Origin of the sequence: Mesorhizobium sp. M0145 (assembly GCF_040322355.1) — a bacterium.
Classification (GTDB): domain Bacteria; phylum Pseudomonadota; class Alphaproteobacteria; order Rhizobiales; family Rhizobiaceae; genus Mesorhizobium.
Genome location: NZ_JAMYTK010000018.1, coordinates 104,730 through 130,601, shown reverse-complemented (window position 1 = coordinate 130,601; position 25,872 = coordinate 104,730). Strand labels below are relative to the sequence as shown.

General features: G+C 61.5%; 23 protein-coding genes. 10 read left to right on the top strand and 13 right to left on the bottom strand.

Features of this window, described 5'->3' with window-relative positions; all coding sequences use genetic code 11:
• Positions 1-16: 16 nt before the first annotated feature.
• From NKJ28_RS23655 to pdxR, 4 genes are all read right to left on the bottom strand, one after another.
• On the bottom strand, positions 17-574 hold the full coding sequence (locus NKJ28_RS23655; protein ID WP_292664767.1) for an OsmC family protein: 558 nt from the start codon (positions 572-574) through the stop codon (positions 17-19).
• Between the two features lie 804 nt (positions 575-1,378).
• Positions 1,379-1,624: a hypothetical protein gene (locus tag NKJ28_RS23650; RefSeq protein WP_352637152.1), complete on the bottom strand. Its 246-nt coding sequence runs from the start codon at positions 1,622-1,624 to the stop codon at positions 1,379-1,381.
• 83 nt (positions 1,625-1,707) lie between these two features.
• Positions 1,708-2,409 (bottom strand): Crp/Fnr family transcriptional regulator, encoded by a 702-nt coding sequence (locus tag NKJ28_RS23645; protein WP_352637151.1) that lies wholly within the window; start codon positions 2,407-2,409, stop codon positions 1,708-1,710.
• Between the two features lie 439 nt (positions 2,410-2,848).
• Entirely contained in the window at positions 2,849-4,252 is a 1,404-nt protein-coding gene (gene pdxR / locus NKJ28_RS23640) for a MocR-like pyridoxine biosynthesis transcription factor PdxR (RefSeq protein WP_352637150.1), read from the bottom strand.
• A 108-nt stretch (positions 4,253-4,360) separates the two neighbouring features.
• Here pdxR and NKJ28_RS23635 point away from each other — a divergent pair, with 108 nt between their 5' ends.
• Positions 4,361-5,278 (top strand): NADP-dependent oxidoreductase, encoded by a 918-nt coding sequence (locus NKJ28_RS23635; protein WP_352637149.1) that lies wholly within the window; start codon positions 4,361-4,363, stop codon positions 5,276-5,278.
• Positions 5,279-5,521: 243 nt separating this feature from the next.
• Here NKJ28_RS23635 and NKJ28_RS23630 read toward each other — a convergent pair whose 3' ends face one another.
• From NKJ28_RS23630 to NKJ28_RS23605, 6 genes are all read right to left on the bottom strand, one after another.
• Positions 5,522-5,764 (bottom strand): HIT family protein, encoded by a 243-nt coding sequence (locus tag NKJ28_RS23630; protein ID WP_352637147.1) that lies wholly within the window; start codon positions 5,762-5,764, stop codon positions 5,522-5,524.
• Positions 5,765-6,111: 347 nt separating this feature from the next.
• Complete coding sequence (locus NKJ28_RS23625; protein ID WP_352637146.1) at positions 6,112-7,452, bottom strand: chloride channel protein; 1,341 nt, start codon at positions 7,450-7,452, stop codon at positions 6,112-6,114.
• Between the two features lie 242 nt (positions 7,453-7,694).
• Complete coding sequence (locus tag NKJ28_RS23620; protein WP_352637174.1) at positions 7,695-8,078, bottom strand: MAPEG family protein; 384 nt, start codon at positions 8,076-8,078, stop codon at positions 7,695-7,697.
• Between the two features lie 118 nt (positions 8,079-8,196).
• Positions 8,197-9,711: an amino acid permease gene (locus NKJ28_RS23615; RefSeq protein ID WP_352637172.1), complete on the bottom strand. Its 1,515-nt coding sequence runs from the start codon at positions 9,709-9,711 to the stop codon at positions 8,197-8,199.
• Positions 9,712-10,205: 494 nt separating this feature from the next.
• A complete protein-coding gene (locus NKJ28_RS23610) occupies positions 10,206-11,012 on the bottom strand; it encodes a TRAP transporter large permease subunit (RefSeq protein WP_352637145.1) in 807 nt (268 codons plus the stop codon).
• Positions 11,013-11,229: 217 nt separating this feature from the next.
• On the bottom strand, positions 11,230-12,426 hold the full coding sequence (locus tag NKJ28_RS23605) for a cation:proton antiporter (RefSeq protein WP_352637144.1): 1,197 nt from the start codon (positions 12,424-12,426) through the stop codon (positions 11,230-11,232).
• A 729-nt stretch (positions 12,427-13,155) separates the two neighbouring features.
• On the opposite strand from NKJ28_RS23605, the gene NKJ28_RS23600 reads away from it, so the two are divergent.
• Positions 13,156-13,392 carry a hypothetical protein gene (locus NKJ28_RS23600; RefSeq protein WP_352637142.1) on the top strand — a complete coding sequence of 79 codons (237 nt, stop codon included), beginning with the start codon at positions 13,156-13,158 and terminating at the stop codon, positions 13,390-13,392.
• Here the strand turns inward: NKJ28_RS23600 and NKJ28_RS23595 are convergent.
• The gene (locus NKJ28_RS23595) at positions 13,376-14,056 is read right to left on the bottom strand and encodes a GntR family transcriptional regulator (protein ID WP_352637140.1); all 681 of its coding nucleotides are present in this window, start codon (positions 14,054-14,056) and stop codon (positions 13,376-13,378) included. The two genes, NKJ28_RS23600 and NKJ28_RS23595, sit on opposite strands and share 17 nt — an antisense overlap.
• A gap of 231 nt (positions 14,057-14,287) precedes the next feature.
• Between NKJ28_RS23595 and NKJ28_RS23590 the strand changes: the two genes are divergently transcribed.
• The 8 genes from NKJ28_RS23590 (at position 14,288) to NKJ28_RS23555 (ending at position 23,548) form a co-directional block, all read left to right on the top strand.
• Positions 14,288-15,415, top strand: a complete 1,128-nt coding sequence (locus NKJ28_RS23590; RefSeq protein ID WP_352637139.1) for a sugar ABC transporter substrate-binding protein — start codon at positions 14,288-14,290, stop codon at positions 15,413-15,415.
• A gap of 71 nt (positions 15,416-15,486) precedes the next feature.
• The gene (locus NKJ28_RS23585) at positions 15,487-17,025 is read left to right on the top strand and encodes a sugar ABC transporter ATP-binding protein (protein WP_352637138.1); all 1,539 of its coding nucleotides are present in this window, start codon (positions 15,487-15,489) and stop codon (positions 17,023-17,025) included.
• Entirely contained in the window at positions 17,022-19,094 is a 2,073-nt protein-coding gene (locus NKJ28_RS23580) for an ABC transporter permease subunit (RefSeq protein WP_352637137.1), read from the top strand. The genes NKJ28_RS23585 and NKJ28_RS23580 overlap by 4 nt, the downstream gene beginning before the upstream one ends.
• 13 nt (positions 19,095-19,107) lie before the next feature.
• Positions 19,108-19,914 (top strand): SDR family oxidoreductase, encoded by an 807-nt coding sequence (locus NKJ28_RS23575; RefSeq protein WP_352637136.1) that lies wholly within the window; start codon positions 19,108-19,110, stop codon positions 19,912-19,914.
• 10 nt (positions 19,915-19,924) lie between these two features.
• Complete coding sequence (locus tag NKJ28_RS23570; protein ID WP_352637135.1) at positions 19,925-20,872, top strand: 3-hydroxyacyl-CoA dehydrogenase; 948 nt, start codon at positions 19,925-19,927, stop codon at positions 20,870-20,872.
• Entirely contained in the window at positions 20,869-21,831 is a 963-nt protein-coding gene (kce, locus tag NKJ28_RS23565; protein ID WP_352637134.1) for a 3,5-dioxohexanoate:acetyl-CoA acetone transferase, read from the top strand. Before NKJ28_RS23570 ends, kce begins: the two co-directional genes overlap by 4 nt.
• Positions 21,832-21,866: 35 nt before the next feature.
• A complete protein-coding gene (locus tag NKJ28_RS23560) occupies positions 21,867-22,745 on the top strand; it encodes an SMP-30/gluconolactonase/LRE family protein (RefSeq protein WP_023678683.1) in 879 nt (292 codons plus the stop codon).
• Between the two features lie 353 nt (positions 22,746-23,098).
• Complete coding sequence (locus NKJ28_RS23555) at positions 23,099-23,548, top strand: aminotransferase class V-fold PLP-dependent enzyme (RefSeq protein ID WP_352637133.1); 450 nt, start codon at positions 23,099-23,101, stop codon at positions 23,546-23,548.
• Between the two features lie 441 nt (positions 23,549-23,989).
• Here NKJ28_RS23555 and NKJ28_RS23550 read toward each other — a convergent pair whose 3' ends face one another.
• A complete protein-coding gene (locus NKJ28_RS23550) occupies positions 23,990-24,748 on the bottom strand; it encodes a hypothetical protein (protein WP_352637132.1) in 759 nt (252 codons plus the stop codon).
• On the bottom strand, positions 24,742-25,749 hold the full coding sequence (locus tag NKJ28_RS23545) for a hypothetical protein (RefSeq protein WP_352637130.1): 1,008 nt from the start codon (positions 25,747-25,749) through the stop codon (positions 24,742-24,744). Before NKJ28_RS23545 ends, NKJ28_RS23550 begins: the two co-directional genes overlap by 7 nt.
• Positions 25,750-25,872: the final 123 nt, after the last annotated feature.

Below are 25,872 nucleotides of genomic sequence, written 5' to 3'. Positions count from 1 at the left end.
CGGCTCGAAGCGCCTTTCAATTCACCACGACCGTGACGTTCGTCGGATTGGTTACAATGTCATAGACAGCCGACCGCTTCTGTGACTGAGCGACGAGAGCCTCGATGTCCTCGCGCTTGGCGTCGGCGTCGATGTTGTACTTCACCGTGATCCCGCTGAAGCCGTTGCGGACGTCGCTGTCGATGCCGAGTATGCCCGCAATATCCATGTCGCCTTCGATGGTCGCCTTCACCGACTTCAACTGGATGTTCCGGTTCTGGGCAACCGCGGCGATGCCGGCTGTCAGGCAACTCGCCAGCCCGACCAGCACGTATTCGACAGGCGTGGCGCCCTGATCCAAGGAAGCAAAGACCTCCGGATGGTCGGCATCGAATGCAAAGGTGGTCTTGCGATGCTGGTCCTGGCCGAGACCGTAGAAACTCTCGACCGTCGAGTGGCTGTGGGTGCCATCCTTCCATTCGCAGGCCGCGCGCCACTTGAACTGCGCGGCCTCCGGGGCGTTGGTAAGCGCTTCGCGTGCGCCGAGCAACGCCTCGACGTTAACGCCATTGTTTGCCTGTACTTCGGAAGCCATAGTTATCCTCCCTACTTTGCACTGGCTTAAAAACCCGACCCATCCCACCGACCTCCTGATCAGATTTCACCAGGGCATAACATGCTATGGGTAGCGAAGCGTTTCTTCAAGTTGTTTTCCGCAGAGGCAAGGTCGTCCCTCGTGTGCCGAGTTGCGTCTTGCAGGTCAAGGGTGCCCTGTGTCGGTCGGCGTTGGTTCGGCATCCAGGTGTCGGAATCGTGATGCATTTTCTTGAAGGGCCGGCAAGCTCAGTCAACTGCAATCCCGCGGAGCGATCTTTGGCGCTGCGAACAGCTGTTTCGCTGCCGCGAACGGGCAATCCAAAGCTGCGAAGTTATTTTCGGCTTTTGGCGTTACCTGCTCGTTGCGATCGACGAGAAGAATGGCAACATTCCACCCAACCAAGTCGTTCGACGCTCATTTAGGGCGTTCTCGAGGACGGATGTTTGAACCAGCGGGACGCGCCAACTGCGGACATTTGGCGGCAATGCACCGAACGACCTAATCGGGGCCGCAACCTGACCGTCCGTGATTGGGAGCCGCATGACTAAAGCAGCTGTTCCGCTATTGAGTCTTGACAGGCGTCCTAGGCACCCGCGGCGTCGAATTCAATCGCAAATCCCGCGTCGATCGCGCTTCGCGCAATGAGATCGCCAAGTTCCCAATCCGTGAGGTCGCAAAGCGGAAATATTACAGCGTGGCTAACCTCGGATATCGAAATGCACGGCCTGCCGACATTGTCGATCAGATAGCGGACAAACGTCCGACAGGGTGGGCATCTGCGCGAGCGCAGGCATATATGGCCTACGAATGGAGCGGTGGTTCTACGACATCGGCTGTTTTTGCATCGAAAGCGACGGGCACACCGTGAATGAAGGATGCCACCGCCAACAGCTCCTCCAACTCGCGGTCGGTAGCCCTGCATGCCGGCATCAGCGTCCGGATGGCGCGGATTGCCTGTGCGATGGAGAGGAAGTGGGCCTTGCCTCTAGAGAGCACATAGGCTTCGGCGGCTCTTTCAACCGTGACGGTGTGAAAAGTGTTGGTCATGTGAGTTCCTCCCTGAAACCCAAATCAACACGATTTATGGCACCAATTCGGCAGCCTGCAAGAGTTTGTCCGATTCCGAACAGTTAGGCGGAGGCGAGGCCGAAGTGACTTTGCTCCTCGTCGCCGTAGGCACCATGTGTGAGTTGTATCATTCCAACGCGGTCGACAATTGTGATCTCTCCGCGCCTGGCGTGAACCAGCCCCCGATACTCAAGCATTTGGAGGGCGGTGGTAACGCCCGGGCGCCGAGCGCCAAGCATGGTCGCCAGAAACTCATGCGTCAGGTAAATCTTGTTTCCTTCGACCCGGTCTTGGACCATCAGCAACCAGCGGGCCAGCCGCTCCTCGATTTTGGAGTGGCCGTTGACCAGTGCCGTCCGGGACGACTGGATGAGGAACGCGTGGGCATAGCGAAGCAGTGACTCGCGAAGGGATTGGCTCTCTGCAATCGCAAAGCGAAGAGCTTCAACCGGGAGGATCCAGCCATTACCTGCGACTTGGATATAGGTTTCATTGGGCGACTTGTCCTGGCCGAGAATAACGGCAACTCCTGTCATGCCGTCATGGCCGACGATGCCGACTTCGCTTTGCCGCCCATCGGTCATCGTAGCGACCACTGACGCGATGCCCATTTCTGGGAAATACACATGCTCGATCGGCTGATAAGAGACTTCCAGCTGGTCTTTGATGCCCAGTTCGACGTGATGCAGTGAGGGCTTCAAAAGCGCGAAATCCTCCGAGGAGAGGGTTTTTAATACATGGTTGCGAAGAAGGGATTGGGGCATGGCTCTCTCTCCCATACGGGCAAGAGCACGTACCTCTTACTGTCGGCTGCGTCCGAAGCGCTGGCGGCCGATCTGGGAAGCATAGGCTTTAAATGTGCGGTTGGCAAAGAGTCCGTGCCTGGCGAAAGGCTGGGGGAAGGTCGGCTTCCCTCAGTGGAGTCCCGTCGGTGATGGGCGCTTCTTATGACGCCGGTCACGAATGTCTGAAACGGGTCACGATAGAGGAATGGCGGCTTGTTGGCGTCTGAAGAAAGATTGCGGACGTTCAGCCCGGCGGGACCAAGGTCTGAAGCTGACCCTTAAACGGTCCTTCTGACTGGGTCCGGCGGGATGACCGCAATGGGGTGGCTTGCGGACACCGCCCTGTTCCCAAGCGAAAGGGCAGGAGCAGTCCATTGCAGGATAGGGCCCCTTCAAGGATCGCTGAGCGCAAGTGGCGCTAGTGCACCGCTTCTGCGAGCTGTCTGCAATACTGTGTAAGCGTACGCGCATCCAAGTTGGTCACGCCGAGCAGGAGCCCTTGCCACGGGGGTGATCGGACGCACCATTGAGAGAGGGGCGACGGAGCCAAGCCGAACGAGCGGGCGCGGCGGGCGATCTCCACGTCCGATAGAGAGGCGGTTATCGAGACAATGACGGCCAAGCCAGCGGTGGCCTCGACTTTCAGCGACTTCGACCCAACCTGTGCGAGGCCATCGACCAGGGCCTGTCGCCGAGACGCGTAGAGGCGCTTCATGCGCCGCAGATGCCGAATATAGTGCCCCTCGCGCAGGAACTCGGCCACCGCGCCTTGGAGCGCTAGGGCTGGAGCCGGCGCCAGGCAGGCGCATACGTCACCGAACCGGCCAGTCAGTTCGATGGGCGCAACGACGAACCCGAGGCGCAGAACTGGGCTGATCGTCTTGCTGAAGCTGCCAATATGCAGGACCCGCCCACCGTGATCGAGCGAAGCGAGCGCTGGAGCCGCCCGGCCGGTCAGCTGCAGCTCGCTCAGATAATCGTCCTCGATGATCCAGGCGTCGCTCCGCCGAGTCCAAGCGAGCAACGCAAGCCTGCGGGTCAGCGACATCGTCATCCCGAGCGGCGCATGTTGCCCCGGCGTGACGATCGCCAGCGCGGCGTCTTGAGCGCTCCGGATGCCGGAAGCCACATCCAGGCCTTCGGCGTCGACCGGAACGGCCGTCACGGTGATGCCGGCCAGGTCGAGCGCTTTGCGCGTGATCGGGAAGCTCGGATCCTCGATCAAGGCCCGCGATCCCTCGACCTGCAGCGCGCGCACCGCCAGACCGATCGCGCCGGCATAGCCTGCCGTGATGAACACCTGGGCGGGACTGCACCGAAGACCCCGCGCGATCCCGACATAGGCCGCGATCTCCTTTCGCAGCTGCGGATCACCCCGGGGATCGGGATAGCTGACCGGCGCGGCCGCCGCCCGCCGCGCCGCTCGCGCGAAGACGCGCGACCACAGCTTGAACGGAAAGGCGTCTTGCGAGGGCACGCCCATCTGGAAGGGCAGGGGCGGCGTTCCATAGGTATGGAACAGCTCCGGCAGGGGCGGCACGTCTGGTGACCACAAGGGTGCCGACGAAGGCGACGGGCCCTCGGCAACGCGGGTGCCCGCCGCGCCGGCGCCGACCGCGAACTGCTCGTCGATGAGGCGCTGGTACGCGACGCGTACGGTGCCGCGCGAGACGCCGAGCTGAGCGGCCATGTCACGCCAGGAAGGAAGCTTTGCTCCCGGGTCTAGCCGCCCCGTCTCGATGGCGTCCCGGACCGCCCGGTAGATCTGCGTCGCCAGCGGCGTCCTTGCGGCGCGGTCGAGATGGATGGGCACAGCGGCCATGGCACAATGGTACCATCATTCCCGCCAATCTTGGTCCTGTTTCCTGACCAGAGCCGGACATATCTACCGGCCATCGCCACGTGACAAAAGACCGAGGAGACAATTCCGATGAAGGCAATCGTAGTAACGGATCAGGCCGCGGGAACGGCCGGGATGAAGCTGGCCGAGCGGCCCGAGCCGCAGGCAGCGATAAACGACGTCGTCGTTCAGGTTCATGCGTCGGGATTCGTCCCGACTGAGCTGACGTGGCCCTCGACCTGGACTGATCGGCTCGACCGTGACCGAACACCGTCGATTCCTGGGCACGAGCTGGCCGGAGTGGTCACCGCCCTCGGCTATGGCACGACGGGACTGTCTGTGGGCCAGCGGGTGTTCGGCCTCGCCGATTGGTATCGCGACGGCACCCTGGCGGAGTATGTGGCCGTCGAGGCACGCAACCTCGCGCCACTGCCGGGCGACGTCGACTTCACGGTGGGCGCGAGCCTGCCAATCTCGGGCCTGACTGCGTGGCAGGGACTGTTTCAGCACGGCCGCCTTCAGGCGGGGCAGAGCGTCCTCGCGCACGGCGCTGCCGGCGCAGTCGGTTCGATGGTGACGCAGCTCGCACGAGAGGCCGCCGCCTACGTCATTGGCACCGGACGCTCTGCCGACCGTCAGAAGGCGCTCGACTTCGGCGTGAACGAGTTCGTCGACCTCGAGAACGACGCCCTGGAAGACGTCGGCGGCGTCGATCTGGTGTTCGACGTCATCGGCGGCGACATCGGGAAGCGGTCCGCCGGCCTGGTTCGAGCCGGAGGAACGCTGGTGTCCATTGTCGGGTCGGTCGAGGCGCGGCCCTCCGACGGCCTGGCGATCGACTTCGTTGTCGAGTCCCATCGTGCCCAACTGAATGAGATCGTCCAGCGGGTGCGGCACGGGCGGCTACGGACAAACATCGGCAACGTCTCGACCCTCGATGACGCCGTCGCCGCCTTCAACCCGACCGAGCGACGCACGGGGAAGACGATCATCCGCGTTCGTCCGTAAGGGCCTGGGACAGCGAGCGATTCTGCCCTCATTAGGTTCTGAACAGGCTTCCCATCCCAGCAATATTGGACGGCGAGCTGGCTTGCGCCGGTTTAGCGTGCACTGGTGGAGGCGGTGTTAGACGGCCCCCGAACATGATAGGGGCACGGATATACGGTATGAGATCAAAAGCCGAACGACCGCATGTTCCTTGGAGATTGGTTGCGTTCCACAGGCAAGGTCGTAAAAGGTGGCGAGCGGACGTTACAGCGCGTTTTTCAGTTCCGCTGCAACGCATTCGAGTTCTTCCGAGTCCGGATTCGAAAGCGCCGCGAAAGTTAGCATTTTCTCTTTGATATAACGTCGGGAAGTTATGTCGGTATTTTCGACCATTGGCACGACATGGTCATGCGCGTGTGGCACGTCGCCACCCGCAAACAGGAAAGCGACGCGCTCAACACCATAGAGCCGTTTCTGTGCCCTCGCGATCTTCTGCCCCAATGCCATGACGCGCTCGCCAGATCGCCGGGGAGGTCATCAAAGTAAGCAAATGCTTGCGTGGCACGATTTGAACATGGCCGCGACGAATGGGGCCAGTGTCCAGAAAGGCCACCGCCGCTCGCGAGAACGACGGGAAACCGGGCGAAGGCGCCCGGCGGCGCTCATCTTTTCGCCGGGTATAGCGGCGGTCAAATAGTGCAGTCCGATTGCTTAGGTCTGGCGCGCACGGCGGCGGACGCGACGGAGTATTTCCAGAGCCCGACCGGACGCGTGGTGGAGATCGGAACACAATTAGCGATATAGCTCCCGCCTTGCCTCGCGAAGGTGCGCTCTGGCCCACAAGTCGCGACGAGTTATCCGCCGGCAGTTGCCTGCGGGTTAACGGCACCGATCGATTCCGCCCGCCGTCGCCTTATCGCCTCGGCGATCAAGACCCGGGACAGGGCATGATAGAGCGGCTCGTGCGAGATCATGCGCGCTGTGCCGTAGCCCAGCATCGAGGCGCACATCAGCGCGATGACATTGTCGTGATTGCCGGTCATTTCGAGGATGATGACGAAGGCCGTCATCGGCGCTTGCACCACGCCGGCGAAATAGCCGGCCATGCCGAGCAGCGCGGCAGAGCCGGTGGCGGCGCCGAAGACCAGGCCGAGCGTGCTGCCGATGCCGGCGCCCACCGCGAGCGACGGCGCGAAGATGCCGCCGGGAATGCCTGAGATCATCGACAGCAGGCCAGCCAGGAACTTTTCCGCGAAGAACAGCCATGGCAGCGGCGTGCCTTCCACAGCACTACGCGCCTGGGCATAACCTGTGCCGAAGGTCAGGCCGCCCGAGGCAATTCCGGTGATAGCCACCGCCAGCCCGCAGACGGCGGCGACCAGTAGTGTGCGCCACAGGGGCTGCAGCGTATTCCAACGCCGGATCCGCCGTGTCGCCTTTAGCGCCAGCAGCGAAAACACGGCGCCGAGCGCGCCGCCAATAACGCCGCAGGCGATTACCAGCGGCCAGGCGGCAAAGGAGATCGTCTCTTTCGAAACGCCGAAATAGGTGTAGTTGCCGAGCAGCCCGAGTGAGGCAAGGCCGGCCAGGATCACCGCCGTCAGCACCAGTCCGTTGGTGCGCGCCTCGTAGGTGCGGCCCATCTCCTCGATGGCGAAGACAATGCCGGCGAGCGGCGTGTTGAAGGCAGCCGCGATGCCGGCGGCCGAGCCGGCGAGGATCAGGCCGCGCGCCTGCGCCATGCCGCCCCAGCGCGCCACCTGCAACATCAGTGACGCGCCGACCTGCACGGTCGGACCCTCGCGGCCGATCGAGGCGCCGCAGAACAGGCCCACGATGGTGAGCGCGACCTTGCCCGCCACCAGCCGCAACGAAAGAATGTGGCTGCGATCCTCGTCGTCGCGCAGGTGCCGGGCAGCGATCGCCTGCGGGATGCCGCTGCCTTGCGATCCCGGAAAGAAGGCATGGGCAAGCCAGGCGCACAGGACGAAGCCGAGCGGTGTAATGGCGATTGGTACATAGCTGCGCCAACCGCCCCCGTCGCCGGTGGTTTGATTGAACAACGCGTGGGCTTTGTCAGCCAGAACTGCGAAGAGCACGCTGATCAGGCCGATGGCGATGGCGCCGGCCCAGAACACCAGGCGCGGTTGCCAGACACGCCGCAAGCCCCACATCGCGCGCGAACGGCGAACCATTCGGGACTTTGTAATTTGTCGAGTCACTGGAGGCTGTCCTGTTGGGCAAGAAACACCCCTAGCACGAAGCTTGCTTAGATCGACAACATCTCTGCCGATGACCCTGAAGCCATCATTCATGCCCTAGCTAAGCCTCCGAAAAGCTGACCTTCATCTCAATCGACGCCGACGATCCCTGCCGGCCGATCTTTCAGTGAATGGTGGAATGGGACGCCGCCGTGATGGCGCTCGGGGTGCGGGCACTATAGCTCGGGCCAGAGTGCCGCTAGCAAAAGCAGCACGATTCCAATGAAGGCGACATTCCAGACGAGCGAACGAACCAGGGGAACCCCCGCTGCGTAGAGCGGAAGATAAACCAGCCTGGCTGAAAAATAGAGACCAGCTCCCCATTGGCTGAGGGCGCTCTCACGAGCGAGCGCATGGACAAGAAAGACTCCAGCCACGAACACCGGGAACGTCTCCAGGAAATTCCGAAGTGACCTTTCGAGGCGTCCTGCGACCCCCGTGAGCGGAGGGGCTTCCGCGTCGCGAGCACTGGCCGTCCAATGATAGCCTCGCTGTAGGCTAGCCGCATGAGAGGCGAGAATAATCTGGACAAAACAGAGCATGCAACTCGCTACAAGCATCACCATTTCGAAGCTCATTCAACCTCGCACTTCGCTGTTAGTCGCACGAATTGCCGGAGCGCACCGATTAAGGCGTCGCTCCGGCTCTTCAGTGCCTTGGATGCTGACAACGTCGAGTCTATATCGAGGCAGTGCCTTCACGCTGCTTGACGGCGAATTCCTCCTCCGGCGAATAGACTAGCGTTCTGCGGCCATAGGCGCCGAAATAGACGATCGCCAGTGCATACCAGACTGCTACTCCGATGATGCCCTGGCGGTATAACGGGTCGGTAAGCTGGAAGCCGATGGTAATCAAGGCGATGATCACGGTCAGCCACGCGCCCAGCACTCCAAACGGACTCCGGTAAGGGCGTTCAATGTTCGGGAAACGACGGCGCAGTTGCAGGAAGGTCAGCCCCTGCAGAAGATACGAGAACATAGCGCCAAAAACAGCCATGTTCAGGAGCGTGCCGCCGATGTAAGTGCCGGCCGCCCCGCCGCCCTGGGTCAGCCAGATCACCACCATCACCAGAAAGCCCAGCAGCGATCCTGCGGCAAGCGCCACGTTGGGCGTCTTGTGCTCGCCATGGGTTACCGAGAGGAAATGCGGGAAATAGCCCGCGCGGCTCAGCGAATATATTTGCCGTCCGTAGGCGAAGATGATCGCGTGGAAGCTGGCGACCAGCCCTGCAACTGCGAACAGCGCGAGGACCTTCGCCCAGCCTGCTCCGTAGATGACCCTGAAGCCGTCAAGGATAGGCTCACCCGACGTTCCGTAGGCAAAGGATCCGTCGGGCAGGGCCGGGTTGATGATCAGGATCAGGAAACCTGTGACCAGGAGTGTAAACATGCCGAGCATGATGCCTTTGGGCATATCACGCTTGGGATCCACCGATTCCTCGGAGGCAAGTGGCAATTGCTCAATGGCGAGGAACAGCCACACCGCAAAAGGCATCGCAGCGAAAATGCCTCGCAACCCGAACGGCAGGAACGGCCCGTTCCCCTCCGGCAGCGCAACTGCAGCGCCGTCGGGTCCCACTCCGATATTCATCGCGTTTTTGGCGAAGTCGAATTGTCCCGACGCAAGTGCGCTGACGAAGAAGAACACCAGGATCGCCAAGGCGATGAGCGTTACAATGACGGTGACCCCGAATGAAAGCGCCACGCCACGCACGTTCAACCCGACGAAGACCAGGTAGCCGGCGAGCCACCAGATCGGCTGCCAGCCATCAGGCGTGCCGGTGATGGCCGTCATGTAGGTGCCGATGAAATACACCACGACGGCCGGGGTGAGCACGTATTCAATGTTCTCGGCGATGCCGGTAATGAAGCCGCCCCACGGTCCGAACGCGGTGCGCGCGAACGAATAGGCGCCGCCGGTATGCGGCAGCGCAGGGCTCATCTCCGCGATCGAATAGGTCAGGCCGAGATACATGATGGCGATCAGCACCGTTCCGATAAACATGCCGCCCCAGCCGCCGACGGCAAAGCCGAGGTTCCAACCCGAAAAGTCGCCCGAGATAACGGCTCCGACGCCCAATGCCCAAAGCGAGAAGACGCCGGCGTGACGCTTCAGCCCGCGTTTTTCAAAATATTCAGAACCGGGAGTGTGATAGAAGACACCCCCTTCGTGTTTCTTGGATTCCCCAGCCATCGTTTTGTCCCTCTCTGTTGAATTACAGGTGTTCCAAATGCAAGGCGATCTACTAAACAGTCTCGTCACTACCCCTTTCCATTTGCGACACTGGTAGTTTCATTGGTTAGACCACCAGCTGTGAAGAGTTGACGCTAAAGTTGCAGATTTGCTGCCGCTTCCCCTGGTTCCGACCAACGCGTCTTCTGATCTATAGATCAATCCTGGCTCGAGGATCCATTCACCAGGGGAGAGCGATTCGATATCGAAACGTCCGTCAGAAAGGCGTGCTGCAAGCCCAACGTAGCGATAGCGAGCGCCGGAGGAATCTGTGACTGAGCCAAAGATTGGTCGGTCTGCGAGGTAGCCGATGATCGCGCTTTCAGCACCTGATTGCGAAACCGCGGGACCAGCAATCCTGAGTGTGTAGTACTCGACCGGAACGCTTCTCGTGCCAAGGCGCATCAGCTTATTCCTCGTTAAAGGAACGCATTGCGCAGTATGCTCGCACGGGCTCAATAAATCCATCCACATGATGGTTCGCCCAGGTAATACACCTGTTTTAACTCACCACCACCTTGGTGCTGAGACAGGTCTCCGCCAGCTAGAGCAGCTGCTGTTAGCCTCAATTCGGCAGACAGCTCCACCAGTGTGGAGCCGAACGCCAGATGATCCGGGCTGGCCGTATCAAAAATCGACGATCTAATAGGCCACATATACCATTTTGGGCAGAACCACAGCGTGATTGCGGGAAATACAATGCACAGGCCGACGCCGACGGCTTGCAAGAACAGAAAGGGCACGGCGGCCCGGAAGATCGTCGCCATAGTTATCTGCGGAGGGGCGACGCTCTTCAAATAGAAAAGCGAATAGCCGAAAGGCGGGCTGAGGAAGGCCATCTGCATGTTGACCATGAAGATGATGCCGTACCAGAGCGGCACGTTGCTGGAGGCCACACCCGGAAGGCCGATTAGTCCGTCGAACTGGAGGCCCTTCAGTATCGGCAGGAAGATCGGCACAGTGAGTAGCAGGATGCCAACCCAATCAAGAAACATGCCGAGCACGAACAGGATCACCATCATCAGGATGAGCACGCCATAGGCCGCAAGGCCGGTGCCGAGGGTCGAATCGGAGACGAATGTCTGGCCGCCCTTGAGGATGAAGAAGCCAACGAACATGGTGGCGCCGAAAAAGATCCACATCACCATGGCGGTCGCCTTCAAAGTGGCAATCCCGGCGTCGCGGATGGTGTCCCAGGTGAGCTGGCGGTGTGCCGCACAGACAATGAAGGCCCCGAAGGTGCCAATACCCGCCGCTTTCACTTGTGTCCGATCCCGAATGTGCCCACCGCAAGTTCGAGGATTCCTGATCGGGCGCCTCATATGGTCGACTTGCCGGCGACCACCACCGCTCAACAGTATACGCCGAGACAGCTTAGGCCGGATTTAGGGTTCTAACGCCGCGTCATTGTCGGCGTATTGGTCGCAATAGGGACGCAGCGCCGCTGGCCAGCATGGATCCGAATTGGCAGCGCGATCGTCAATCCTGCCGAGCGTCAACCGAAGGCTGTTTGAGCCGAAGCCGGCGGATCAACCAAGGCATGGTCAGACCCTGGGCGAAGAGCGAAAAGGCCACAACCGCGAAGGCAGCGGGGATGATAGTACCCTTCTCGGAAACAGTGTCGGGTATCGCCAGTGCAAGCGCCAAAGCCAAAGCCCCCCGGAGTCCGCCCCAGACGAGCACATGCTGATAGCGGGCATCGATCTTCAGATGGGACGCGGCAAAAAGCGCGCAGAGCGGATAAATCGTGGCAATGCGGCCGACGAGTACCAGTCCGATTGCTACAACGGCACTGAATGTAAACAGTTGCGCAGCCTGATTGGCCTCATGCCCGCCGATAAGAATGAACACGACGGAGTTCGCCAGGAAGGCGGCGTATTCCCAGAACGACAAGACGTGTGCACGTCCAGCATTGGAGATCGAGCCCATCCAGCCCACATTGCCGACGACCAAGCCCGCGGCCAGGGACGCGAGGACTCCGGACATTTGGAAGTGTTCAGCGAACAGAAACGACCCATAGGCAGCGATTGTCGTCAGCGTGATTTCGACGAGGTGATCCTCGGTTCGCCCAGCCAGGAGAAGCAGGGCGCCCGAGACGGAAACTCCCACAATCACCCCACCGACGACCATCCAAAGCAGTGAGCCCACCACAGCCACTGTCTGAAGGTTCGAGCCCCGGGCGATTGACACAAGAACGGCAAATGCGACGGCGGCAGCGCCGTCGTTGAGCAAGCTTTCGGATTCCACCAGCAGACTGAGACGGTGCTCCACCTTCATCTCTTTGAAGGCGGCAATGACCGAAACCGGATCCGTGGCGGCAATGAGCGCGCCAAACAGGGATGCGCCCAACCAACTCCAGCCAACGATAAAGTGCATGCCGATTGCGACGATCGCGCCTGTCAGAAGCACACCGGGGAAGGCAAGTGTCAGGCTTACCAAGAGATTTCTCCGAAACGGCTGCCATTTCAGCTGCAGCGCTGCCTCGAAAATCAGGGGCGGCAAAAGCACCGTGAAGACCAGTTCCGGCGTCAGCGCAAGTCTGATCGGGCCGCCTAAAAACGCCAGGCCAATACCTGCGGCAACCAGCCCGACGCTGTAGGGCAGTTGAAGCCGCCGCGAGAGCATCGCCACGACACACGCAACGAGCAAGATGAGGCCGATCTGACTTGCCGACATTCCTCACCTCATCGCACCAGTTCGGAGGCTAAAGCCTTCCGGCAACGGGGCAAACTACCCTGATGATGGAAGCATGAGCAATGCTCCCGAGCGCAAAGCGGTCGGTCTCCCGCTCAAGCACCCATCTCAGGATGCGCCTTTGCGTTTCAGGCATCGACGAGACGAAAGACAATATTCCGCCCTCCCGCGATGTTCCCGCCGTGTCGTCGCAACGAGTGTGTCGGGTCAAAAGCTGCTATTCGCCAAGGTTGACCCCGCAGTGGTTACGCCATCCGAAAAGCCAGAAAGCGCGCTCCAAGAGATCCGTGAGGCCCTCGTGACCCACGGTGAAGAGCTTGGCTTCAATTCCTCGGTCGTAGGACTCACTCTGGAGGATGTGGCAAGGCTGTCGAGCACGGGAGACCCGTGGTGGGGCGGGGTCGAAGCTAATGCCCTGCTCATCTTGGGTCCACGCTTGGACGAACTCGCAACAAAAACTTGCCAGAAGGCGCTGGCGTGACCAGAAGAGGTGCGACGAAAGCCGTCGAGACAGGCTTGGCGGGGGGCGATTGCGCATCGCCCGCTCATATTTGAAGGCTGCCCGTTTAGAGATGGCAATGTCTGAAACGGCGACATCGGAAATCCGGCTATGTCGCAGATTGTGAATGCGGCAATAGCATACGCCGATGCGCTCACTGCCGATTTGCAGGAAAGATCAACCGCGCGGATCATGCGGCCGTGGTGAAAACCATGCGCGACGCGCTTGGAAATCGACTTCCTGCAGCGCAGGCCAGCAGGTTGCGGAGCATCCTCGATGAAAAGGACGAAGCTCAATATGGAACCAGGGTAAAATCAATACCCGAGGCCGAGAGCTTGCTCGACAAGTTGGAAACGTTCGCGGAGTGGGCGGAAACAGAACTGGACTCTGATCAGCAATGGAGGCGGCATGTCGTTTATGGCGACCTGAATGTTACTTCAGCAGTTTGATCAGCACTGTGAAAGCCGCGTCGATGTCAGCGCAAATCGCGGCCCGGACCGCTTCCGCGTTACGGTCTCGCAGCGCTGCAAACATCTGCTGATGGTGTTGGTTGGCGGTCGAATAGTTTCCGGAATCATGCAGCATGTTGAAATAGGGACTGATCTGAAGCCACAGGTTCTCGATGATGTTGAGCATGTTTTCCGAGCCCGCGGCCCGATAGATGGAGAAGTGAAAGGCGTAATTGGCCCTGAGATAGGATTTGACGTCGCCGGCAGCATTGGCCTGCTCGAGTGCCTCAAGATGCTGGCACAGCAGCATCACGCCTTGATCGTCTATGCGTTCGGCGGCCCATGCGGCGGCGATCGCCTCAATTTCGAACCTGACGTTCCTGAGATCGATGAGTCGCGCGCGGCTTAATGCCGGGATACCGATCGAACGGCCCGAAACCACCATCAATGCGTTGGCGGCGCTCAGACGCCGCAGCGCCTCCCGAACCGGCATCGGGCTGACGCCGAAAGCGTCGGCAAGGCTCTGCACCGTCACCATTTCACCTGGAACGATACTGCCGTCGAGGATCAACTCGGTAACGTGCCGGTAGACCCTGTCCTGCAGGGTTTCCCTGGACAGCGGCGTGATCTCGACGCCCGGCTTCCTGAATGCCGCCCCAGCCATCTCTGCCTCCCTTTCCCCGTACGGGCGACGCTCTTGTCCTACCCGGCGCCTGTGCCCGGCATGCAAGGTTCGGATTGCCGCGTCAAGCGCCGGCGTATCCGGCTTTTATCCATTAGCATTTCATCATTGATCTTTGATCAAATCATGATACGGTCAGCTGCATCGAATGACAAGGAGCACGTTTCGTGCCCTTGGGAGGCATTTGGTCGTCTGAACTGGGAGGAGTTTCGAATGGGTATCGGATCGAAAGCCCGGCGGCTCGCGCTGCTTGCCGGTATGGCTGTTTGCGCCTTTGGGATGTCGGCGGCCGAAGCGGCCGGAAAGCACAAGATATTTCTCAGCATGAGCTTCATCGGCAATGATTGGCAGGCCGAGGCCGCCAACATGGTCAAGGCGATGGCGTCGCACAAGAGCATGGCCGACAAGGTCGACCTCCAGGTTCAGGTGGCCGGGCCGAACGCACAGCGCCAGATTCAGCAGATCAACGCGATGGTGCAGGCAGGTGCCGAAGCCATCGTGATCTTCCCGATCTCGCCGACAGCGCTCAACCAGGTGGTGAAGAACGCCTGCGACAAGGGGGTAAAGGTGTTTGCCTATGATGCCGAGATCACAGAGCCCTGCGCCTACAACGTCCATATCGACCAGGAAGAGGCTGGCCGCGTGACGGCGGAGTGGCTGGTCAAGAAGCTCAATGGCAAGGGCAACATCATCGCAGTAACCGGCGTTCCCGGCACCTCGGTCGACGATCTGCGCACCAAGGCCGCAAAGGAGGTGTTTGCCAAGCATCCCGACATCAAGATCGTCGGCGAGGCTGTCGGTATGTGGAGCCAGGCGGTGGCCCGTACCGAACTTTCCAAGATATTGGCGACGCGCAGCTGGGACGACATAAATGGGCTGTGGATGCAGGTAGGCTGCTTCACCGCCAATTCCATGCAACTCGAGGCCGGCAAAAAAGTCAGCGAACTCCTGCCTTGCGCCGGCGAGGGCTCCAATGGCGGGCGCATCCAGATGCTGCCGGAGGGCACGGAGGTCGAGGGCGCAACGTCTCCTTATGCGCCGCTCGGCGCGCCGCGCATTTCCTACGCGTCGCCGCCTTATTCCGGTGCGCTGGCCCTCAAGCTTGCGGTCGAGGCGCTTGACGGCAAGGAGGTTGCCAACAAGACGATCCTGCCACTGCCGGTCGTCACCAACGACACGATAAAGCTTTGTGACGAAGGCACCTGGGCGGAGATGAAGGCTGGCTGTAACGCGTTCAAACCGTCGCTGGTCTCTAACCCCGGCTGGTTCGCCTCGATCTTCTCCGACCAGACACCTGAAATCGGTCTCGCGGCCGCCCTTGTCGGCCAGCCCGAGGAGTAAGGCTCTCCGAATGGGGCGTGGGGTGCTTTGGAGGCACTCCCACGCACCCCACGCAGGCCGGTACTGGGATCATGATGTCAGCGCAATCGACAGCTGTCGGTATAGAGGGCGTCCGCAAGGCGTTTGGTGCGACGGTTGCCCTCGATGGCGTCTCTTTCGAGATCGTTTCAGGCAGCGTGCACGCGCTGCTCGGCGAAAACGGTGCGGGCAAGTCGACGCTCGTCAAACTGCTGTCGGGACTGGTGCGGCCCGACGAAGGGCAAATCACCGTTCTTGGTGAACCGGCGCCGCTCGGTTCGCCGCGCGCCGCGCACGCCAAGGGCGTGCAGACAGCCTTCCAGGAAATGACGCTGGTGCGCGATCTCAGCGTTCTCGACAATATGCTGCTGCCCTACGCACCTGTCGGCCCGATCGGCCTGATCAGGCGGGCGAGCGCGCGCAAGGCGGTGCGCCAGCACATTTCCGATCTCGGCTTTTCGGTCGATCTCGACGCCGAAGTGGCAACGCTCGATCTCGCCGTCCGCCAGAAGATCGAGATCGCGCGCGCGCTCTATCGCAAGCCGCGCATCCTCCTGCTCGACGAACCGACCTCGACGCTGTCCGGCGGCGATGTCGAATGGCTGGGCGGCATCATCGCGCGACTTAAGGCCGCCGGTACGACGGTTGTGTTCATCACCCATCGCATGCGCGAGGTGCGGGCCTTCTGCGATATGCTGACCATTCTCAGGAACGGCCGCCACATCGTGACCGCACCGGTTGGCGATGTCCCGGATGGAGAAGTAATCGAAAAGATCATCGGCCGCAGCATCGCCCAGACCTTCCCGCCGAAACCCGAAAGCGAGGCCGTCTTCGGTCCGCCGGTGCTCGGCGTGCGCGATCTCAAAGCCGGAAGAAAGCTCGACGGCGTCCGTTTCGACCTGCGTAAGGGCGAGATCCTGGGCATTGCGGGGCTTCAGGGCATGGGGCAGCTCGACCTGTTCCTCGCCTGTTTCGGCATGGCCGAGATCGAGCGCGGCCATGTCCTGGTCGACGGCCGCAAGGTCTGGCTCGGCTCGCCCGCCGATGCGCTCAAGCCCAACATGGCGATCGGGCTGGTGCCCGAGGACCGCAAGACCGAAGGCCTGTTCCTGAAGCTCTCGGGCCGGCAGAATGTATCGCTGCCGGTGGTCGCACGCTTCACCCGATTTGGCCTGATCAGCAGGGACGAGGAGGCGCGGGCCGTCCAGTCCGCCTTCTCGGCGGTCGAGGTCGACCGCCGCGCGATGTGGACGAGGGCAGGGGCGTTTTCGGGCGGTAACCAGCAGAAGATTGCCATCGCAAAATGGTTGGTCGCCGAAAGCCGCATCCTGCTGCTCTTCGACCCGACCCGCGGCATCGACGTCGGCACCAAGCACGAGCTCTATGTGATGATGCGCGACTATGTGGCGGCCGGCGGCTCGATCCTTTTGCATTCAACCGAAATTCCCGAGCTGGTCCATCAATGCGACCGGGTGCTCGTCCTCTACGACGGTCACCTGGTGGCGGAGCTTGCCGGTAACGACATCACGGAAGGCGCAATCATGCGGCCGGCGCTTGGCCATGGCGAGTTGGTCCGGGAGGCGGCGGAATGAGCGTGACGAGTTCGCGCGCCACGGCACCGGCCGCAACAGTGTCGCGGCTCTTCGCGCGGCATCGCGGCGCGATCATCGCCGCGATCGTCTTTGCGATACTCCTGCTTATCGTTGATCTGGTAAGTGCCGGGCGGCTCACTTATTTCGACATTTCGTTCCTGTCGAGCGGCGGCGCCACCTCGGCACTGGCGGCGATCGGCCAGACTTTGGTCATCCTGTCCGGCGGTTTCGACCTGTCTGCCGGCGCGGTGATCTCGCTGGTCAATGTCGTCCTGGCAAAAGGCATGGATCCGATGGCGACCAGCACCAGTGTCGCGCTGTGGACCTTGGCCGGAATTGGTGTCGGCGTGCTGGTCGGCGCCTTCAACGGCTTCTTCATCGCCGTCCTGCGCATGCAGCCTATCGTCGTCACGCTGTCGACCATGTTCATTCTGCAGGGGGTAACGCTGCTGGTCATGGACAAGCCGGGCGGCTTCGTCTCGCCCGATCTTGGCGCCTTCTATCTCGGTGATGCTATCGCCGGCTGGATACCGATGCCGCTGGTGGTCATCGGCGTCGTCCTGCTCGGCTGGTTCTGGCTCAAAGGCACACGCTTCGGCACGGCGCTTTATGCCGTCGGCAGCGATCCGGATGCCGCCGCCTCGGTCGGTGTGCGCGTCGTTCTCGTACGCTTCCTGGTCTATGTCATTGCCGGCGGCTGCTACGGGCTTGCCGGCGTTTTCATCAGCGCCCAGACGGGCAGCGGCGATCCGCTGGTCGGCAACCCGTTGTTGCTGTCGATGTTCGCGGCGGTCGTCGTCGGTGGTACAAGGCTGGGCGGCGGTCAAGGTGGGCCGGTGGGCACCGTCTTTGGCGCCTACATCTTGATGATGGTCGTCAACATCCTGCTCGTACTCAACGTCTCGGCCTATTATTCGACGATCGCCGAGGGCATGATCTTGATCCTTGCCGTGCTTGCCGGCTCGCTGTCGCATGGGTCCGTGCTCGCCCGCCAACTGCGTGCGCTCCGGGCGAGGTTGGCCGCATGGCGCGCCGGAACGCTGCCCTCGCAGGTCAATCGCACCGACCGGCGGCTGAGAATCGCGCGTGGCAGCACCGTCGGCCAGCAGGCGCCGCAGCCTGCCTTCCATGTCCGCAACGCCGAGACGCTGCGCTATGCGCTGCCGGCCTATGTCTGTCTTGCCATCGTCGTGATCGTCACCCAGATCTGGCTTGGACGCGCCATCGCCAATTTTGGCTACTGGAATTCGCTGTTCGTGCTGTCGAGCTTCCTTGCCATCCTGGCGCTTGGGCAAGGCAGCGTGATTCTTACCGGCGGGCTTGACCTGTCGGTGCCGTGGACGATCGGCCTGTCGGGAATCCTGCTTGCCGGCATGGTCAACGGATCGGATGCTGCACTTGCCTATGCGCTGCCGGCGGTGCTGCTCATCGCTTGCCTGATCGGCCTCGTCAACGGGATCGGCATCGTCTTTCTCGGCATCTCGCCGATCGTTATGACGCTGGCCACCAACGGCATTCTGCAAGGCGTCGCGCTGCTCTACTCGCAAGGTACGCCGGCCGGCTTCTCCTCGCCGATGCTGCGCTGGTTCATGACCGGCAAGGTATTCGCCATCACGCCGGTGGTGCTGTTCATGATCGCCTTCGTCGTCTTTGCCGTGCTGCTGCTCGGCCGCACCGCTTTCGGCCGCCGCGTCTACGGAATCGGCAACAGCCTGCGCGCAGCCCAGCTCTCCGGCATAGCGGTCGGTCGCACGCTCATCCTCGTCTATGTCCTGTCGGCAGTCTGCGCGGCACTTGTCGGCATCATGCTGACCGGCTTTTCCGGCCAGGCCAGCCTCGGCATGGGCGACGATTATCTGCTGCCCTCCATCGCCGTCGTCGTGGTCGGCGGTGCGCTGATCACTGGCGGGCGCGGGCATTATCTCGGCATGCTGGGCGGCGTGCTGCTCCTGACCGCGTTGCAGATGCTGCTTGCCGGCACGACGCTGCCTTACGCGACGCGGGCGATCCTGTTCGGGCTGGTGGTGCTCGGTGCCGTCATGGCGCTGCGCGAAAGGCGAATTCAGTGAAAGGAATGGAACGATGAGCTCAAGCGCACCGGCATCGGCGGACGAATTCCTGACCGGGCTCAAAGGCCAGCGCGTGCTGGTGACGGCGGGTGCCGGCGGCATCGGGTTTGCCATTGCAGAGACGCTGTCGAGGCTCGGCGCGCGTGTCGTGATCTGCGACATTTCGGACGAAGCATTGGCATCCGCTCCGAAAAGGATTGCGCTTGCCGCCGCGGTCAAGGCCGACGTTTCGCGCGACGACGATGTCGACCGGCTGTTCGAGACGGTCAAGGAGAAGCTCGGCGGGCTCGATGCGCTGATCAACAATGCCGGCATTGCCGGGCCGACCGGCGGCGTCGATGAGATCGATCCGGCAGACTGGCGGCGTTGCATAGATATCTGCCTGACCGGCCAGTTCCTGTGCGCGCGGCGTGCCGTGCCGCTGATCAAGGCGGCGGGCGGCGGCTCGATCGTCTCGATGTCTTCGGCCGCCGGCCGCCATGGCTACGCGTTCCGCACGCCGTACTCGGCTGCCAAGTTCGGCGTTGTCGGCCTGACCCAGAGTCTTGCAAAGGAACTCGGACCGCATGGGATCAGGGTCAATGCCATCTTGCCCGGCATCATCGAAGGGCCGCGCATCGACAAGGTCATTGCCGACCGGGCAAAGCAGCTCGGCGTTTCAAACGAGGAGATGACACAACGCTATCTGCAGAACATCTCGCTGCGCCGCATGACCAGCCCATACGATGTCGCGGCGATGGTGGCCTTCCTGCTTTCCGATGCGGGCATCAACATTTCCGGCCAGTCGCTCGGGGTCGACGGCAATGTCGAAACACTGTGAGGGACTGACAATGGCCAATATCGCAATCATTGGAAGCGGTTTCATCGGGCGGGCATGGGCGATCAGCTTCGCTCGTGCCGGCCATGATGTGCGCATGTGGGACCAGGCGCCTGCCGCGACCAGCGGTGCGCGCGACTATATCGCTGGGGTGCTCGGCGACCTCGCTGCCAACGATTTGCTGCGAGGACAGGCCGTGGATGCGGTGCTCGGCCGCATCACCGTTGTGGCGGAGCTTGGCGAGGCCTTGGCCGATGCCGTCCACATCCAGGAGAACACACCCGAAAACCTCGAGGTGAAGCGAGACGTGTTCTCCCGGGTCGACGCCCTTGCCGGTCCGCAGGCGGTGCTCGCCAGTTCCACATCGGCGCTGTTGCCGTCGAAATTCACCGATCATCTTGAGGGGCGGCACCGCTGCCTCGTCGTGCACCCGATCAATCCGCCCTATCTCATCCCGGCAGCGGAGGTGGTGCCGGCGCCGTGGACTTCTGCCGACACGGTGGAAAGGACCCGCGCGTTTCTTGTCGAAGCTGGCCATGCGCCACTGATGATGAAGCGCGAGCTCGACGGCTTCATCATGAACCGCCTGCAAGGCGCACTGCTGGAGGAGGCGTTCCGGCTTGTCGCCGACGGCTATGCCAGCGTCGAGGACGTCGACACGGGCCTGCGCGAGGGGCTGGCGCTGCGCTGGTCATTCATGGGTCCGTTCGAGACGATCGACCTCAATGCACCGGGTGGTGTGCGCGACTATGTCGAGCGCTACCAGACGATCTATTCCAACATCTTCCCGCAGATGCTGCGTCGGGTCGACTGGGCCGGCGAGGTCATGGAGACGGTCGAGGCCGAGCGCCGCAAGCGGCTGCCGCGGCAAGAACTTGGCGAACGGCAGGTCTGGCGCGACCGCCGGCTGATGGCGCTGGCGGCGCACAAGAAAAAATCGGATCAGGAGTTTGGACGATGACGGAAACAAGCCGCAAGCCCGGCGCCCCGCAGCCCAAGGGCAAGGTCATCATCACCTGCGCGGTGACGGGGGCAATCCATACGCCGACCATGTCGCCTTATCTGCCGATCACGCCAGACCAGATCGCGTCGGAGGCGATCGCGGCGGCCGAGGCTGGTGCGGCGATCCTGCATCTGCATGCCCGCGACCCTGAGACCGGCAAGCCCGACCAGACGCCGGAGGCGTTCGCGCGTTTCCTGCCGCGCGTCAAGCAAGGCACCAATGCCGCCATCAACATCACCACCGGCGGCAGTCCCTACATGAAGGTCGAGGAACGTGTGCGTCCCGCCGCGCAGTTCAAGCCGGAAGTCGCCTCGCTCAACATGGGATCGATCAATTTCGGGCTCTATCACCTCGTAGACAAATACGAAACATTCAAGTTCGACTGGGAAAGGCCGCACCTGGAAGCGACGCGTGACCTGGTCTTCCGCAACTCGTTCAAAGACATCGAGTACATACTGGAGACCTGTTACGACAACGGCACGCGCTTCGAGTTCGAGTGCTACGACATTGCCCATCTCTATAACCTCTCCCATTTCGCAGATCGCGGGCTGGTGAAACCGCCGTTCTTCGTGCAGTCCGTGTTCGGCCTGCTCGGCGGCATCGGCACGCACCCGGAAGACGTCGCCCATATGAAGCGTACCGCCGATCGCCTGTTCGGCAATCAGTTCCGCTGGTCGGTGCTGGGTGCGGGCGCCAGCCAGTTGCGCATCGCGGCACAATCGGCAGCGCTTGGCGGCAATATTCGCGTTGGGCTCGAAGACAGTCTGTGGGCCGGCAAGGGCAAGCTTGCCAAGTCAAATGCCGAGCAGGTGGTGCTTGCCCGCAAGATCATCGAAGGCCTCGGCATGGAAGTGGCAACGCCCGAAGAGGCACGCGAAATCCTGTCATTGAAGGGCGGCGACCAGGTCGCGTTCTGACCGGTTTCTGCAAGGTTCGAACAGAGGAGGACGGTATGAAGATCGAAGTCGTGGTGGACGTGAAGACCACGCTGGGCGAAGGGCCGCTGTGGGACGTCGAGCAGGAGCGCCTCTATTGGATCGACAGTTTCGACGGACGCGTGTTTCGGGCGACCGCCGACGGCCGCGAGATCCGCTGCTGGGACGTGCCGATGAAGATCGGTTCGATGGCATTGCGCAAGGACGGCGGTGGCGCGGTGGTATCGCTGCAGCGCGGTTTCCATCTGCTTGATTTCGCCACCGGCGAGGTGACGCCGATTCACGATCCGGAGCCGGACAGGCCGATGAACCGGCTCAATGACGGCAAGGTCGATCGGCGCGGCCGCTTCTTCGCCGGCTCAATGGACACGATGGAAGAGGGACCCTCCGGCGGGCTCTACCGGCTCGATCCGGATTTCTCCGTTACCAGAATAGATTCCGGCATCATCTGCTCGAACGGTCCGTGCTGGAGCCCGGACGACCGCACCTTCTATTTCGCCGACACCTGGACCGGCGAGATCTGGGCCTACGACTATAATATCGAAACGGGTGCCGCCAACAACCGGCGCACCTTCACCCGCGTCGATACCAGCCGGGGAGGGGCGGCTGACGGCTCGACCGTCGATGCGGAAGGATTCCTGTGGAACGCGCTGGTCTATGACGGCAGGCTGGTGCGTTACGCGCCCGACGGCAGCGTTGATCGCATCATCGACATGCCCGTCAAGAAGATCACCAGCGTCATGTTCGGCGGGCCGAAGCTCGACACCCTGTACGTCACTTCGATGGCCAAGCCGCCGCTGCCGCGCTTTCCAAGCGACGGTGTCTTGCGCGGCAGCCTTTTTGCCATCACCGGCCTGGGTGCAACGGGAGTTCCGGAGCCAAGATTTGCCGCATAAATCGGTGTTTAATGGCGATCATTCTCCCCGCCTCTTGGCGCCACCCCAACCTCCCGCCGCAGGGCAACCGGCGCTGGAAGCTCGCGCCGTGCGGTTCTGGCGTGGGGTCGTGTCAGGAACTAAGAGCACCAATGGCGGCAGCACGGCAGGCGCTGCGCGAGCCATCACCAGTCCCGTGTTGAGGCATGTGGGTTTCCGCCATCAACCGCTTCGTCATCGACCACAAGCTGCACGGATAGCGGTCTCGTCCAGTTCAACGCGATCGAGTGGCTCGGCACCGATCGCGACAAAGATTGCAGTTTTCATTCTCAAATTTCCTCTGATCAGGTTCGGCAACATGCCGGACTTGAGCATTGGATCAGGCGACGGACGCGAATGCGGAAAGGCCGCGTGCAATATTTTTCGACCGATTTGTTGCGGTGGATGCGGCGTCCATTCTCGGCGTCGCAAAGTCCATCGATGACGTCGATCTGCTCACGATCGCCGGTCATAAGCTTTACGCACCGAAGGGTGTGGGCGCCCTCTATGTCCGCCGAGGTGTCGAGTTGGAGCCCCTGATCCACGGCGCCGGCCACGAGCAAGGCCGGCGCGCCCGCACCGAGAGCGCACTGCTCGCTGTCGGCCTCGGCGCGGCCTGCATCTTGGCGCAGGACCTCGCGCCAATGGAACGCGTCCAGGCTCTGCGCGATCGCGCAGAAAAATACAACCGCCTTGCGGCGCTTAAAGCCCGCTTCGATCCTTCAAATCTCTTCCGGCTGAACCAGAATATTGAACCGACGCCTTCACTCGTTGCGCTTCGGTAAGTCTGCTTCCCACCCAATTGATACCTAGAACGCTCGATCGCGGTATAATCCCAGCCCATGCGCCGACCGGCTCGGTCGCGCCACTTCCTGACTTTCACGACAACAGCCGACAAGGTCGTGTTGCACTCCTGCAGATCTTCACGATCGGCAGATGGTGCGGGCGGGGTTTGATGAGCAGGCTTTTCGACGGGACATGATCCTCGTTTGTGTCGAGGCCCGCAAGCGGCCGCGCGCAAGGATGCACCACGAGTTCTGACGGTCATCGACGAATTCCTCGACTTCGTGCATGTCAAACCTCACTTGGCAGGCGATGCCCGAAGAGGCAGCACCAAGCTGCGCAGCACGTCTCTGCCATATCTCGTCATCGGCTCACGAGAAGTTTCGCCAAGGAATCGGTCGAGCGCCGCCTTTCGGGAATCGCGGTCGAGAGCGGAGGTTAGTCTAGTTCAAATCGTAGACCGAACGAAGAAGACCGGTGGCCTCGTCCCGAGAGAGCGGCACATCGAACGCCTTGGGGTCCAGAGTATCGTCGGCTTGAGCAAGTTCGAGGAATTTTCGCAGATCCTCGCGGATCGGGTCGGCTAGCTTGATTGAGGCGTCTCTGCGCAACAACTGGACCAGGCGGAAGACATCGTTGCGATGTTTCTTGATGTTCTTGCCATCGATCTTCTCGCCTGCCTCTGCGCGTTTGGTCAGATCGAGAAAGGCGCGGGACTTGAACGGAATGAGCAGTGTTTCGTCTATGACCGTGACGCCATCCACCTTGCGTTTCGCGGCCTGCAGCGCCTCGTAGTAACCCTCGTCGAGGAGGATCGCCGAGAGACTGACGATGTCCTCTTCGACGGGGATGGGCGTGAGCGCTGCGTCCTCCGGAAGCTCGAGAGCCCCCGGCTTGCGCGAAAAGAGTTCGATCATGAACGGGAAGCTTTGGTTTTTCGGCTTGTGGAAGCGATAGAATTCCTTCTTGCCATCGCTGCGCTCCCGCGCCTGATAGCCGCCTGCATCAAGAAACGCCTTGAAAGCCGCGCCGAATGCGGGATCGACCACCTCGACACAGAGCACCATGTCGATGTCTTTGGTCGCTCTGAACGGAAGACCGGCCGCATCGAAGAGCAGGTCGCACGCGGCCCCGCCGATGATCGCGTAGTGATCCTCATGTTGGGCGAAATGCTCCCGGAACTTCTCGATGCCGGTTACCATGCGATGTTCTCCAACAGATGTTCTGCCGCCATGGAGACACGCTCGTCACGGTGGTCCCTGAACTGCGCATAAAGTGACAGCGGGTCCACGGTGTCGGTATCAGACAAGGCGGCAGGGTCGTACGACCATGTTTCGATGACGAGATCGGCTTGATCGCGGGAGGTTTCAACGAAGCCGGAGGCTTGCGCGATGGCTTTCCAGTTGCCGGCGGCGACGGCGTAGGTAATTATCGACGGCCGGGACAAATCGGTCAGCGCGGCAAGCGCCCATTCGCCCCCCTGCTTGAGCGGTGCCTGGGAGTGATCGCCTCGGACGAATTTCACCGCGCGTACTGGGCTGCGGAGGAGATCGCGCGCTGCCTCGAACAGCTGGCGTCCTTCCGCCTTGAATCGGATGTGTCTTTCCTTGCCGTGCTTTTCGGTGCGTGCGAGGCCCGATGCAGCCAGATCGTCGAAAGCACGACCGATCGACATTGCCGAGTAGCGCAGTCGCGCGGCAATGAGCGACGGGATCATCGCCTTGTCGGCGTGCCGCAAGAGATGGTCGAACAACACAGCTTGCGCCGCCGGTGATAGACCGCCGTCATGCCGCTGTCTGGGGGCCCGAAAATGCTCACGCAAATCCATGGCGAGGTCAGGGATGTAGAGCTGGTTCCCGGGAACGACGAATGGGACGCGTTGACCGATCAGGCGTGCGCGGTTGTGTGCGCTCAGTGATGGAGCAGCGAATATGACGATTGCGTCAATCGAGTTGCGGACCAAACCGACGTGCTTGGTAATGTCGGAAGGGGTAGCGGCACTGTCCAGGGCGGCAAGGAAGACGCACCGTCTTCCCGCTATCCGCGCTTCGTAGAAATGGTAGGCCCGATCGAGGAATGAAGGAAGGTTTTGTGAGGCTGTAGATTCCTGAACCCGAACGTGGTCATGAAGCGTATCTCCGAGATAGCGCTCAAGCGTCTCGGCGAACGCTCCTTCAGTGCTGATCCGGTCACGTTCTAACATTGATCTGCACGCTAACCCCGTTAGTGTTATTATGCAAGTGTGATGTTAGAAGCAAATCAGGCAGCAGCTCCGTCCTATGGGGATTACATGACCGCATCGATCAGGCGGGCGTGCGCACCGAAG